We start from the raw sequence: 14,291 nt of genomic DNA, 5'->3' as shown, positions 1-14,291 counted from the left end.
CAAGCCCTTTTTAAGATCTCCCTTTTCAGATGATAAAAAGCACCTCAAAAGGATAGTGCAAAGCATCCAACCCTCAGACGCGCCAGGGCGAATAGAAAAGGCAGTTTACCTGGCTCTCTCTTTTATGGACCCGGAGCGAGACGATTGGACCTTTCTCATCACTGACGGCGCGGGTGGTGATTTTGAAAAACTGGCCCAGGCCCATCCAAAAATCAAATCAATCCTGATCCCGAGCGGCGGCAGGAACATTGGCATCACTAAGTTTGAGTTCAGGCCGGAACTCGATCTGGAAGATCATTATGAGATCATGGTGGAGATCACGAATTTCAACCCCCATCCTGTTCTTTGCCCCTTCAGCCTGAGTCTTGACGGACAAACGATTTTCAAGAAGACGATCGGACTGAAAAAATTAGAAAAAAAGCTGCTCATCTTTCCTTACTCCGGCCTTATCGCCGGAACGGCTCAAGCAGCGCTTGACCTAAAAGATGATTTCCCAACTGATAACAAAGCCTATTCCGTACTGAGCGCCTCAAAAAATATATGGGTCCTCCTGGTCACCAAAGGCAACTTTTTCTTGGAAAAGCTACTAGCCGCCTACCCCAACTTCATGATCAATTCGGTCAAGGAAGTCATTCCTTCCTCCTGGGCGGTTCAGACTGAACGGCATGATATTGTCATCCTGGATCGCATCTCTGCCCCGTCAACGGAAAAAGGAAATTTTTTACTGATCAATTCCTTCTCCCCCTCGATCCCTCTCCTTAAAATCGGTCAAATCGAATATCCCAAAATTCTGGACTGGGACCGCAAAAATCCTTTGATGTCCAGCCTCGATTTAAGTGGGCTCAATATCGAAAACGCCTCTCTAATCAAAGCGGAAAAAAACTTGCGTCCGATCCTTGAATCGCGTCAAACCGGGCTGATGTATGCCTATCAAAAAAGCGGACTGCGCGCCGTTTTTCTCGGCTTTGATCTTACCAGCTCCGATCTTCCGCTCAGGGTGGCCTTCCCGGTCATGATGAGCAACATCTTCCAATGGCTCCATCCCAATAAACTTCGCGTCTCATCACGGCAAATCACGGCCGGGGAACCATTTACCTTTAAACTTGAAGCCAAAACGAAAGCTTTCTCAATCCGCACGCCATCTGGGAAATGGGAAAAATATGAACGAACAGCCAGCCCTTTCAGGTATACGGGCACTGGTGAGGTTGGTATATATTCGGTTATAGAAGGTGAAAAGTGGCGCGATTTTGCCGTTAATCTACTTGACGAATCAGAATCGAATATCCGAGGGCCTGCTCATCAAACACCCGACCAGGGAGCGGGAAAAAGCTCAGGCCCGGAGCCGGTCACGGCCGAGTTGCCCCTCTGGACTTTCTTTCTCCTTATAGCCTTTGCCAGTCTCATCCTGGAGTGGTATTTCTGGCTGAGAAACAGGTGAGGCGAGCTAAATGCCTATCGCTCTAACCAAACCCGTGTTTCTCTTATTCTGGCTCTTCATTCCAGTCACCTGGATCATGATCAGCCGATTCTCTCTTCAGAACCGGCCGCTTCGAAGTCGAATACTGATTGGAGGACTGAGGACGCTTCTGATTTTCGTTCTCGGTTTATCGCTTGCCGATCCGAGAATACTTGAAAACTCTGACCGGGTTAACCTTTTCTTCATCCAGGATGTTTCCCGGAGCGTGTCAGTTGAAGAGGAAAGGGCGGGGCTAAAGTTCATGCAGGAAGCCGTTACGGGCATCGGAGAAGAAGATCAGGCCGGCCTGATAATCTTTGGAAAGCGGCCCTCGCTTGAAGCTGCCTTGAGCCATGATTTTCAACCTCTTGATTACAGGTCTCAGGTCAATACAAATTTTACCAATATCTTTCAATCCCTACAACTGGCCATCGGGAAACTGCCTCAGGAAGGAAAGAATAGAATTGTTCTGTTTTCAGATGGAAATCAGAATATAGAAGACGCGGTTGAAACGGCCTATTTGGCCGCATCGCTGGGTATTGAAATCTATCCCTTTCCGCTTGCGACCTGGTTTACTGAGGGCGAAGTTTTCATTGAAAAGCTGGAGACGCCGTCCATTGTGCATCTGGAAACCCCCTTTGACATCCGGCTTGTGGTGACGAGTACGGATGATGGTGAAGGTGAGCTTATTCTTTTAAGAAACAGTAAACTCATGGTCAATCAAAAGGTGAAACTCCAGCCTGGAAAGAATGTCTTTCATTTCGTCGAAACCCTTCAGACCCAGGGTCTTTACATGTATAAAGCGATCATAAATGCACCTCAGGACGCAGTGCCTCAAAACAACGAAGGGCTTTCATTTACCCGGGGAACGAGAAAATCACAAATCCTGTATCTAGCCGGGGAAGGTAAAGAAGCAAGCCCTCTGTCCCGGGCCCTGCGCCGTCAGGGGCTCAATATTGTTACCAAGAAAATAGAAGAGTTGCCTCATTCCATTCATGGCCTGCTCGACTTTAGCGCCATCATCCTGGACAACGTTTCAGGGGAGTCCCTTTCCTATATGGCCATGGAGCATTTGGAAAAATACGTCAAGGACATCGGCGGCGGCCTGATCATGATCGGCGGGGATAAGAGTTTTGGCGCCGGTGGTTATTTAAAGACGCCCGTAGAAAAGGCCCTGCCCGTGTTCATGGATGTGCCGACCACTCTTGAGCTGCCGGGCTTCTGTCTCATCCTGGTAATTGATAAATCCGCCAGCATGGCGGGAAGTATCACCCGAAAAAGCAAACTCGAAGGGGCTAAAATCGCGGCCTTTTCAGCGGTGGAGATGCTTAACCCCATTGACAAGGTCGGGCTCCTGGCGTTTGATTCGGAATATGAGTGGATCATCCCGATAATACAGGCCAAAAAACGCCGGGAGATCGCCCGCAAGCTATCTACCTTGAAAGAAGGCGGTGGAACAGAGCTTTTTCCTGGCCTCGAAGAGGCCTTCAGGGTCCTTAAAAAAATCTCTGCCTCCAAGAAACACGTTATTGTCCTTTCAGACGGTTTAACAAATAAGGCAGACTTCCGTACCCTCGTGCGTGCCATGAGAAAAGCGCGCATCACAATTTCCACGGTGGCCGTGGGCAGCGACGCGGATATTAAATTGATGGCCAGCATTGCAAAATGGGGTGGTGGTCGAAGTTATTTCACCAAAGACGCCGATAACATCCCCCGAATCTTCATGGGTGAAACCAAGATTGCAGCTAAGAGGGTCGTCATTGAGAAATTATTGAAACCCTATACGGTCATGCAGGATGAGATGATAATGGGCTTCATCTCTGATGAGTGGCCGCTCATACATGGGTTTGTCATCACCTTCCCGAAACCTGGCGCACGCATCCTCCTCAGAACCCAGGAGGGACCGCTTCTGGCGGCCTGGTCATACGGACTGGGCCGCAGCGTGGCCTTTACCTCAGATCTTTCCATGCGATGGGGAAAGGACTGGGTAAAATGGGATCATTACCCTAAATTCGTTTCTCAATTGGTCAAATGGGCCCAGAGAAAAGAAACACCAAGGAACTATCACACCACTGTCACCCGGGAAGGAGGCAAGGGGACATTCGAGGTGGATGTGACTGACGATCAAAATCGGTTTATCAATAACCTTAATCTGAAAATCAACGTGCTCTTTCCATCCAAGGTCAATCAAACCATCTTGCTGGACCAGATCGCGCCGGGCCGATACCACGGCTTTTTCGAAGCCGAAGAAATTGGCGAGTATTATTTAACGCTTTTTGGCGATAAGGTAAGTGATTCTTCTCGCACTCAAATATTTGGATACGGCATCCCCTATACCGACGAATTCGCTAACAAGGGTGTTAATTATTCTCTCCTTAAACACCTGGCCTCCGTCACCAAAGGACGGATGCTCGGGCCGGAAGACAAGCCCGCCGGGCTATTTACAGCCACCTCAGGCGCCAAGGAATACGGAATCCATCTCTGGCCGTACCTGGCTCTCCTGTCCCTATTTCTGCTTATCGCTGATGTGGCTCTTAGAAAGTTTGAGACTCTGGGGCGGATTAGATGATTGGAGTCTTCATTTGAAGCAGCACCCTTTAGAAAAAAATTTTCCCCCATAAAAGAATCAAGTTGAAGTTTCATTTTGTTCGGGCCGGTCCTCCATCTTTTCAACCAGCCAGATAATCATCTCCTCGGCCTGGTCGAGGCTGATTCGGCTGATGTTTATAACCAGGTGATAGAGGCTCGGATCATTGGGGTCTCGCGGATCAAATGCTTTTAAAAAGGTCTTCCTCCTTTTTTGCCGTGCCGTGATGGTCTGTTCAGCCTCGCTTTTTTTTACGTCCCAAATTTCCGAGATAAAATTGATACGATCTTCAAAGTCAGCCACTAGAAGGATATTAATTATATCCGGTCTATTCGCCAAAATGAACTGACTACCGCGGCCCAGGAATACCACATTCCCTGAGGCTGCAATGCTGGTAATGAGGCTCTTAAGGAAAGCGGCATATTTTTCTTCGTCGAAATCAGACCTATCTTCACCGATGTGTCGGTCAATGAAATCGCTGCTGACCAGTCTGGACGCGAGGCGCATTAAAAGTCCACCCGCCTCCTTCTCCATGGATCGCACCCAATCAATTGAGACGTGAGCTTCCTCGGCAATCTTATTTACGACATCCTGGCTCACGAACTGGTAGCCCAGCCGACGGGCCACCGCCTCGCCCAAGGTCCTGCCTCCGGCGCCGAACTGCCGGGAGATTGTTATAACGGCCATGATATTCCCCTCCTTCCTGCCGCAGCGGCTGCCATCATTGGTCTTGCAGTTGCAGGATCAGAATAAACCGGCTCAAAGCAGTAACAAGATACTTATCTTTTTAACCCAGGTAAATTTGAGGAGATCTCAAACTTCCCGTTAATCATCTATTTTAAAAGGATAGGTTAATAAAATTATCATAAAACTCTCGATTAGTCATTTTAATACCGGCGAGGCGCTCTGATCAAATGGATTGGTCCTTATGGCCAGAGAAAAAAGATAGGGATATTCAGCTTTCAAATGCCTCATATAATCTAACCATTGATGGACGAGCGAGGTGTAGGCTCTTTTGATGTCATTGGCAAGATGCTTGTAATCATTATCCGGTAAATGCATAACGTCTTCCCTGTTTTCCAATTCTTCAGTCAGATGGAAAACGGCCTGAAGCAGTTTCGTAAAGGATTCGTGTTCCAGTAGATTCGGATTTTCCAGTAATCGGAGCAAAAACTCCCTTTTCCGGATAAGAAAACCGCCTAGTTCCTTTAATATATCTTTTTGAATCTCAACGCTATAATCATAATTTTTGAGACGTTTACTGACATCGGAAAACTCCTTGTCCGACCAATGGTCGTTTACGATAAGCTCATTTCTTATTTTATCCAGCGCAGGATCAAGGTCGGAAAAATATTTTAACAGCTCTGTCCCGACTTCACTGAAGAAAGCCCCGATGACCATATTCAGCTTTTTTAACTGGGCCCGTTTTTCCCTTTCAACCAGAAGCTGGTGGATTATCAGCGTAACCAGCAGCACTTCAATGAAGACAAAGGCGATATCCCCGATCATGTAAATGAAGATATGGTGTGGATCCCGGAAGATGGCATAGTGAATGAGATAAAAAACCGTAGATAATACAAGCAGAGATAACCCTAAAAGGATCTGCCTACTGAAGTGTGCCATGTCTCTTTACTCCTTATCATATATCACGCAACAATCACTATTTTATATGGAGTGCTTCACTTAAGTAAATATATCAACTTATTCAGAGCAACTCCAACTGCTCTTTGTCTTTTATTTTTGCTTTGGGAGTTTTTTTATGGGTCACGCTGACGTAGTGAGCAGGCGGGCAGTCAACTCGTTTGCCTTTCAGCAGATCGCTTATAGAAAGTATTTGCAGCCGGGTATGTTTACCCCATGGGGATTCGTAATACCCGGCTTCGGCCGCTTCGGAGCGCAGAGGCTGGGCTGGTTCTTGGAGAGTCATCAAGACGCCGATCTCAGCCTTTGTCTGTTCAATGAGTTCTTTTAAATCCTGAACGTGGGAAACGCTTATCGGACCTGCTTTTACCCAAAAGACGATTTGCTTTTTCCTGCCTCTAGGATCATCATGGAAATCCAGCCGACCGTGGGGGCCGTTTTCAAGGTCTTCCTTTGACCCCACAGGCCAAGCGCTCACCAGACCCAAGGCCCACCACTGAAATTGAAAAGGGTCCTGTCTCATTAGAGCTTGAGCCTCTGCAAGGGAAGTCGGCTCTCCGATAATCTTATATTTCGCCTCATCTCCAGAAGCGTGATACAGTCTGTTTTTAAGGAGGGTAATAGCCAGCTGAGTAATATCAATACCAATCCATTTCCTTTTTAGACGTTCTGCCACGGCGATAGCGGTTCCACAGCCGCAAAACGGATCTAATATCAGGTCCCCTTCATGACTGCTGAGTTTGATAATGCGCTCGAGTAAGGCTTCAGGCTTTTGTGTGGGATACCCCAGGCTTTCCCGCTCGGAACCCTTCAGGGGCTCAAGGTCATCCCAGATGTCTGTAACCGGGATTCCAGGCATTTCGTCGAGATAGCGGACGTATCGCGCCACTTTCCCCTTTTCAGGGATCACGACGCGTCCTTCTTCCCAGGCCTTGGTCATTCTTTCTTTTGTCCAGCGCCAAACCCTGACGACGCCGCTTCCTGGAGGGAATTCATAGGTCAGATCTGGCTGATTCTTGTTTGGGTGAGCCAGATTATCCAGCATATATCTTCTGCCCGTGCCCGGTTCGATGAAGCGATAGAACTTCTTTACATATTCCGGATCATGCTTTCTGTATTGACGCTCAAACCTGGCCCTTCGTGATTTTACATATAAAAGAATCACATCATGGGCCTTAGAAAGACGGCCTTTGACACGGGATTTCGTTTGAGCACGTTTCCATATAATCTCGTTTCTATAGTTTAAAGGACCAAACACGGCGTCCATGAGCATCTTAAGATAATGGCTGACCGCTGGGTCACAGTGCAGATAAATAGCGCCGGTCGGCTTGAGGACACGCTTAAGTTCCAGCAGTCTTGGAGTCATCATGGCCAGATAGGCAAGCAGATTATTTTGGCCAATGCTCAACCGCAAGGCCTGCATAACCTCACCGACCCTGCCGCTAGAATCCGCTATTTCTTGACAGGCAGACGCAGCGGCCCGGTCCCAGCGCCAACTATCCTCAAAGGTCTCTATTCTGGCGGCTGATCTGCTTCCGTTTTGTTCGCGAAAAAGAGCTTTATAATTTTGGCTGGTGTTAAAAGGTGGATCAAGATAGATCAGAGCGACTGATTCGTCTTTGACATAACGGCGAAGGCCGTCCAGGTTGTCACCATAATAAAGGATATTTTCAGTCATCATTCATGGGTTATTTTATTTAATGAAAAATTCTTATAAAGAACATAGGATAAACTGGAAATCATGCTTCTCGCCTGCCGTTCAATTTCTTCCAGCTATGTCTTTTAAGTATAAAGCCAGGATAACATTCATTTTAATGAAGTCAAGAAAAAGGTAAAGGGATTGAATATCTGACCCGGATACTTCATTTCATGACCATAAAGACTCTAAACTTTTCGCTTTTAATGCTTTATCCGGGCAGTCCCGTGTTCCCGGGAATTTGAAACGTTCAATCAAAGGATTCATCCCCTGTATTTTGATGGCTTTCAGAAGCCTGTTAATTCACTTGACCATGAACCATGGTTCTGTTAATTACAAGCCAGCATTGTTCCCTGCTTAAGCATTCAACTTGATCTTCAGAAGAAAAAGGCCAAGCGCCATATTGCGAATTTAAAACAATTTCCTATTTGACCGCACGGTGCGACTTTGCATTACGAAGCAGCGCCTCACATTGCGGAATAGAGAAGGAGAAGGCCATGGAACAAATCCTCAAAGAACTTCAAGCCATGATGCCGACCTCGCATGAAGTCGCCGTGCGCAACAGCAAGGTCCTGGCTCAAGAGGTCGTGGGCACGATTAACATCCCCTACCCTTTTTACGTCAAGAAAGCTAAAGGCTCCCGCGTCACAGACGTAGATGGCAACGATTTCATTGACCTGACCATGGGCTTTGGCCCCATTCTGCTCGGGCATAACCCGGATGTAGTGGTCAACGCCATCAAGGAAACAGCAGACCTGGGTTCTCACTTTGGCCTTACCAATCCCTTTCAGGGCGAACTCGCTGAACTCGTGGTTGAAGCGGCGCCATGCGGCCAGAAGGTGGTTTTCTGTAATTCAGGCACCGAAGCCACTATGTATGCGATACGAGCCGCGCGGGCCCTTACCGGGAAAAACAAAATCGGAGTCTTTGTCGGTTCCTACCACGGCGCGCACGACTATGTGACGGTAACCGCGGACAAGAAAAGCGATCCCAACAGGCCGGAGCTAAAATCAATGGGAAGAGGAGTTCCAAAGGAAACCACTGACCAGGTCTTTATGCTGCCATATCGCCATGAGACGGCGTTCGATCTGATTCGTGAACACAAAGACGAGCTGGCGCTTGTGATGATCGAGCCTGTACAGAGTTCCAACCCGCGCCTGGACCAGGGCCCGTTTCTGCAAAAACTAAGTGCAGTTTGCAAGGAAAACGACGTCCTGTTCATGATGGATGAGATTATCACCGGGGTCCGCCTCGGCGGTTTTCATGGCGCCCAGGAATTTTTTGACGTCCCCTGTGACATGGCCACTTATGGAAAGGCCATTGGCGGAGGCATGCCTATCGGCGCCATAACGGCTTCGGCAAATATCATGGAGGTCTTCAACTTTCACGGTGAAGGCACGACCATCTTTTCCGGCGGCACCTTTAACGGCAACCCCATGACGAGCAGGGTCGGCACCGCCGTGATGAAATACATTAAGGCCCACCCCGAAATTTATCCTTATCTGACCGAACAGTCGGAGCGGTTAGCCAGCCAAGTAAATACCTTCCTGAAGGAGGAAGACTACCCGGCCAACCTCATGAACGCCCAATCAATGTTTCACCTGATTTTCACCAAAGAACCGATCGAAAGCGCATGGCAGGTCAGCCGGAAGACGTGGCAGACTGAAGTCTTGTTTTACAATCACCTTCATAAAAACGGTGTGATTGTGCCCGGTATTCACTTATTTTTCGTCTCCGCCGCACACACTCCAGATGATATTGACCAGGTAATTGAGGCCTTCAAGAAGTCATTTGGCGAAGTTCGCGCCAAGGGCGCAATTTAAAAGCTGAAGAAACTTCCCGAGCGAAACGAAAGTGGAAATTTTTTTCTAGTGGATTGTGGGGGGGGTCTCTGTGCCAAGAGGTTCCCCTTAGCACTTAAAAATCTACTGTAAGGTTTGGTCGGAATTTTATATTGTATATTTGCTCTTTTCATTTTCATCAGGCGGTTCATTCCAGGGAAAGCCCTCCTGTCCGCCCTCAGCGATCTTTTGTTGGTATATCTTATAAGCGCTTTCCACATGATCTCCCATGATCGTTTCTGGCACGGCCTTTCCAGTAATTTCATAAATCATTTCATTGGGCCAGATAGGACAGCCCTCAACATGCCGGCCGCGATCTTTGAACCTGGCCGTGCAGTTCCCAATGAGAATGAGTTTTTCCCTGGGCACATCCGGCGGTTCTTCAATCCCCAGGCCGGAGATCAGCGTCAACCCTTTCAAGGCTTGGGCATGCCCCATTTGAACGATAATACCCAGGGTAGAAAATATAGCCGTCAGGCAGCCGGTGCAGGTGCGATCATCCGTGATAATATTGATGTCCAGTCCTTCAGTAAGCTCCTCCATCCGTTCGGTAGGCAAAACAAATCTCTTGCTAACTTCTGGCACGGATTTCCCAACGACCGCGATCTTTTCAGGGTCCATAGTCCCAACTCCAAGCTCTTCCGCATACTTGAGATGAAGTACCTTTTGAGGATCAATGCCCATGATCTGGCAGCAAATAGTGTCAACCGCTACAGGGTCCCGGCCAGCCACAATCAGATTCATTTCTTCAAGAATGCGCGCGCTATCCATGCACCCCGCACCAGCCCAGATACCATCAACCACGGTCAGGTGGGGCCGGACAAGTGTGTTTAACTGGGCGATCGCCTCCTCGACACCGTACTTCAGATGAAATTTTCTCTTTTCCGTGTCCGGGAGGCTCCCCTTCATGTTCTTGATGCTCAATGTCGCCACAAGGGACATATGGGTTTTGAGCACAGGGACGCTGATAATGGTATCCACGTCAAATAAGAGCTTATAAACTTCCAGTTCTTTTATCTTACCCCTGGGCCTGGGGACAGGAACCTTTACCGACTCTGTTTGGTGCATATCCACAAGTTCATATCCTTCTTCCCGCAAATCATAATAACCGCATATCTCGAACACCTTCTCGGTATCCATGGCTACGGCTGCCGATTCAGCGATGATAACCTGAGCTCCTTTTTCCCTGGCCATTTCAGCCACGGCCCTGGTGACTCGAACGTCTGTTACCTCAGCCCTGATGGTATAGGTGTCTGCCACGTTTGGTTTAACCAGGACTTTCTTGCCCGGGCTGATGAGGTCATCCAGATTTCCCAGACGGTTCAGAGATTCTCTCACCAGAGTTTCAACCCCTTGTTCAGAGAGGTTGCTGTGGCCTTTGGCAATGGATACGGTTGTCTTTCCCGCGGTCATCATCGTTCCCCGATCCGGTTTACTTCAAAGAACATTGAATAAATTATCAAGCTGATTAGATATTTAATACGGGATTTAAAGCAAAGGTCTTTAATATCCAGTCAATCGTGTAAAAAAACAAGGTAGTATGCTGGAGTTTGATCCGGCCTTCTCATTGAAGTAAGACCCAGCCTAAGAAGGCTTCAATTACTCCAGCACACTACCTGGCTTAAAAGCGAAAGTTGTTGATTATTACTGATTTCAGCTCATTTCAACAGCTACTTGAAGTTCAAACTGTTTAAAATGTCCATCTCTTCATCTTCCAACGCGCCAAGAGTCCAGAGATGGACATAAATCCACTTTCCGCCCTTGAAGGCAGACATAATACCGGTGGTGATGAGCGTGCTTCCACCATACATCCACTCGGTTTCGGCGAAGTAAGCTGGGGAACCGTCTTTGGTCTTGGTGGCCTCATTCGAAATAATTTCGAATTCTGAGCCGATCCCGGATGCTACCAGGCCTTCACCATAAGATTTGGCATGGCCTTCAAGCTTCAGGCCTTCAGGAATATCAGCAACGGAAATTGAGAAACCCCTAGATGCATCAGTATGGTTTCTCGTGAGGACATCCGCTTCGCCGGTGGTTGGTTTTGATTTCCACTCATCCCCGTAAGTCACGGTAAAAGCGGGTGATGCATTGACATATTCCGCGGCAGATGCCAGGGTGGGAAGCACCATAGCTCCGACCATAAAGGTTGCCGCCATAAAAAACACCACCAACAGAATTCTCGATACTTTATTCATGCTCCTTCCTCCTTAGCATCTTTTTTCTTTAAGAAAATAAACTGAACAACACTAGCAACTAGACCACTCAGGTCCCTCTCTCGACACTCACCTCCTTTCCTTAAGGAACCATTATCATCCCAATTATTGACGTTATGACATAGACTGTCTCAAAACGTATCATTTGTCAAGGAAATCTGTTCTAAAATTTGTCGTATTAACAAACTTGGGTAACACTGAGTGAAGCTGTCTAAAGATAGCCTTCGCCCGGTTTACCTATAAGCTATGCGGTAATATTCCCCTAAAAGAGAAACAATATCCTCAAAGATAGGGCTTACGCAGCATCCAGAATTTCCCTCATTTTCTGTGACAGCGTCTCTAGATTGAACGGCTTCTGGATAAAGCCGCTGCAGCCCCGTTCCAGTATTTCGGTTGCCTGTTCATTGATGCTGTATCCGCTGGAAAGAAGAACCTTTACATTTGGGTTGATCCTGACGAGATGGTTGTAAGTTTCACCACCGCTCATGCCAGGCATGATCATATCCAGAATGACTAGATCAATCTTTTCCTTGTTTTTCCAGTAAAGTTCGGCAGCCTCTTTTCCATTTCTTGCCAGCAGGATCTTGTAACCCAATCTTTCCAGCATCTTTGACCCAACGTCAATAATGATATCCTCATCGTCCACCAGAAGAACGGTCTCTTCTCCCTTTACGAGCTCTTCAGGCAGCTTCCTTTCTTCGATTACTTCCTTTTCAGATGCTGGCAGGTAGATGTTAAATGTGGTTCCTTCCCCCTTTTCACTGTAAACATTTATGATACCCCCATGATTCTTGACAATCCCGTAAGCCGAGGCAAGCCCTAACCCTGTTCCCCGGCCCATCTCTTTGGTGGTAAAGAACGGCTCAAATATCCTTTGGATGGTCGCCTCATCCATGCCCACGCCAGTATCTGAGACAGAAATCTTCACATATCTGCCCGGTTCCACATGAAAGGGCTTAATATAGGACTTATCGAGCGTTACATTTTCTGTGTCAAGATACAGATCCCCCCCGCCAGGCATGGCTTGCCAGGCATTGACATAAAGGTTTAAAAGCACCTGCTCAATCTGCCCCTGATCTACTTCTACCGTCCAGGTGTTCTCCTGATACTTCTGGTGAATTCTTAACTCTTTTTGGGTGCGACTGAACATCCTGGAACTCCTAGCTACCAGTTCATTCAGGTCAGTCGGCTTTGCCTCATATTTTCCGCCCCTGGCAAAGCCTAAAAGCTGCCTGGTGAGACCCGTTCCGCTTTTGACTAGGCCTTTTATGGTCATTAATTTCTCATAATGCTCATGATTCGGATCAAGATCTAAAAGAACCAAAGAAGCGTTTCCCTGAATGCCCATAAGCAGATTGTTGAAGTCATGGGCGATACCGCCGGCCAGTGTGCCGATTCCTTCCATTTTATGGGCCTGCCGGAGTTGAGCTTCAAGGCGCTTGTGCTCGGTGGTATCTCTCACAACCCCGTGAATAATAAAAGGGAATTCTCGTTCTATCAGCCTGGCGTTGATACTTGTAGCAACTCTCTTTTTATCCGCAGTGATTAACTCATATTCCAATCTGGCCTGACTTTCTTGCGCAAATATTTTCAGCATATTTTTTAGGGCTAGATCAAAATATTCAGGAGCAATAATATCTGCCATGGTGATACTCCCCAACCGGTCAAGCGAATACCCCAGTAGATTTGTGGCCATTTGGTTGGAATCTATTATTGTTCCATCTACGAACGGAAGCAGTTGATCAATAACTTTCGTTACAACTTCATCGAGAGTGTTTTCATCTGCTCGCCTTATCTCATTAATACCGTTCATTATTTTCTCTTGCTCTTCAAAGGCGGTATCCGGCCTGAAGACTCTCAGCCTGAAAACCATGTCAGGTAATGTTTCCACGAATTTCCTGTATTTTTCTTCACTTTCCCGCAAGGCCCCCTCAACCCGCTTGAACTCAGTAATATCGCGGAAGAGACCTATAATAACCTGTTTCTTGTTCAAGCTGGTAACGGCTGCATTGATTGCTACCGGAACAACTCGGCCATCCTTCCTCACTATCTCACCGTCATAATCTGCAGCATGTCCTTGTTCGATGTGCGTCTTGAACTTTTCTCGATACTCCTTAACCTTATCAGCCGGGTGAAGTTCAGTCTGCGACATACCTATAATTTCATCACGGGTTCGCCCTAGGAGCAACTCAGCTTGCCTGTTAGTATCCAAAATAATGCCTGTCTCCGTGTCAGCGATAAAAATCACCTCACCTATTTCATAAACCAGATGGCGATACTTCTGTTCCGACTTGCGTAATTCCTCTGCCATGCGCTTGCGTTCAATGATGTAATTCCATTCACGCAGAGCGCGCCCGGCGATGTGAGGCATATCGGCCAGGGTAACCTCAGACTTGACTACGTAATCCAAGGCGCCGGCTTTCATCGCCTCCTCAGCCACCTGCTCGTCTCCGTGGCAAATTATCAACACCAATGGAACACGGCGCTCTTCTTTTATTAATTCCGTCCCCAGGCCGTCAGGTAAAAACAGTTTGGCAATAACAAGATCAAACTCAAACTCCGTTAAAAAATCCAGGGCCTCCTTCAGACTCTTTGCCACTCTGAGGCGAAATTTCCCGGTGCAGGACTTAAAGGCACGGTCCACCAGCTCAATATGGGCTTTCTCATTTTCAACAAGCAAGATATTGCTTGTTTGTTCGTTCATGAATACCTCCAAATTTCAATAAAGTTCTGATTCCCCAGCCTGCCGTTCGTTTATCAGCATACTTTGGGCAACGATTTCGATCATAAGACGATTATCACCAGTTGCGCCCATCGTTTTCGAAAAGGCCGAGGCATGGGGTCAAAGTTATGATCC

9 protein-coding genes are annotated in these 14,291 nt (G+C 47.5%); 3 read left to right on the top strand and 6 right to left on the bottom strand.

The features are described 5' to 3' along the window. Window positions 1-55: 55 nt before the first annotated feature. Together JRI95_02495 and JRI95_02490 are read left to right on the top strand one after the other, a co-directional pair. Window positions 56-1,438 carry a hypothetical protein gene (locus JRI95_02495; GenBank protein ID MBW2060412.1) on the top strand — a complete coding sequence of 461 codons (1,383 nt, stop codon included), beginning with the start codon at window positions 56-58 and terminating at the stop codon, window positions 1,436-1,438. Between the two features lie 10 nt (window positions 1,439-1,448). Beyond that, window positions 1,449-4,025, top strand: coding sequence for a VWA domain-containing protein (locus JRI95_02490; GenBank protein ID MBW2060411.1), 2,577 nt, complete (start codon window positions 1,449-1,451; stop codon window positions 4,023-4,025). 57 nt (window positions 4,026-4,082) lie between these two features. On the opposite strand, the gene JRI95_02485 is transcribed toward JRI95_02490, so the two are convergent. From JRI95_02485 to JRI95_02475, 3 genes are all read right to left on the bottom strand, one after another. Further along, on the bottom strand, window positions 4,083-4,730 hold the full coding sequence (locus tag JRI95_02485; protein MBW2060410.1) for a cytidylate kinase-like family protein: 648 nt from the start codon (window positions 4,728-4,730) through the stop codon (window positions 4,083-4,085). 195 nt (window positions 4,731-4,925) lie between these two features. Continuing rightward, on the bottom strand, window positions 4,926-5,666 hold the full coding sequence (locus JRI95_02480) for a hypothetical protein (protein MBW2060409.1): 741 nt from the start codon (window positions 5,664-5,666) through the stop codon (window positions 4,926-4,928). A gap of 82 nt (window positions 5,667-5,748) precedes the next feature. Beyond that, the gene (locus JRI95_02475) at window positions 5,749-7,365 is read right to left on the bottom strand and encodes a site-specific DNA-methyltransferase (GenBank protein MBW2060408.1); all 1,617 of its coding nucleotides are present in this window, start codon (window positions 7,363-7,365) and stop codon (window positions 5,749-5,751) included. A 512-nt stretch (window positions 7,366-7,877) separates the two neighbouring features. Between JRI95_02475 and JRI95_02470 the strand changes: the two genes are divergently transcribed. Beyond that, window positions 7,878-9,203 (top strand): aminotransferase class III-fold pyridoxal phosphate-dependent enzyme, encoded by a 1,326-nt coding sequence (locus JRI95_02470; GenBank protein ID MBW2060407.1) that lies wholly within the window; start codon window positions 7,878-7,880, stop codon window positions 9,201-9,203. 126 nt (window positions 9,204-9,329) lie between these two features. Here JRI95_02470 and JRI95_02465 read toward each other — a convergent pair whose 3' ends face one another. The 3 genes from JRI95_02465 to JRI95_02455 form a co-directional block, all read right to left on the bottom strand. Continuing rightward, window positions 9,330-10,637 carry a DUF362 domain-containing protein gene (locus JRI95_02465; GenBank protein MBW2060406.1) on the bottom strand — a complete coding sequence of 436 codons (1,308 nt, stop codon included), beginning with the start codon at window positions 10,635-10,637 and terminating at the stop codon, window positions 9,330-9,332. A 254-nt stretch (window positions 10,638-10,891) separates the two neighbouring features. Then, entirely contained in the window at window positions 10,892-11,416 is a 525-nt protein-coding gene (locus JRI95_02460; protein MBW2060405.1) for a hypothetical protein, read from the bottom strand. A 313-nt stretch (window positions 11,417-11,729) separates the two neighbouring features. Further along, the gene (locus tag JRI95_02455; protein MBW2060404.1) at window positions 11,730-14,138 is read right to left on the bottom strand and encodes a response regulator; all 2,409 of its coding nucleotides are present in this window, start codon (window positions 14,136-14,138) and stop codon (window positions 11,730-11,732) included. Window positions 14,139-14,291: the final 153 nt, after the last annotated feature.

This window comes from Deltaproteobacteria bacterium (assembly GCA_019308995.1).
Taxonomy (GTDB): Bacteria; Desulfobacterota; Desulfarculia; order Adiutricales; family JAFDHD01; genus JAFDHD01.
Note: the sequence above shows the minus strand (reverse complement) of the source record. Positions and strands in the feature narration are given on the sequence as shown.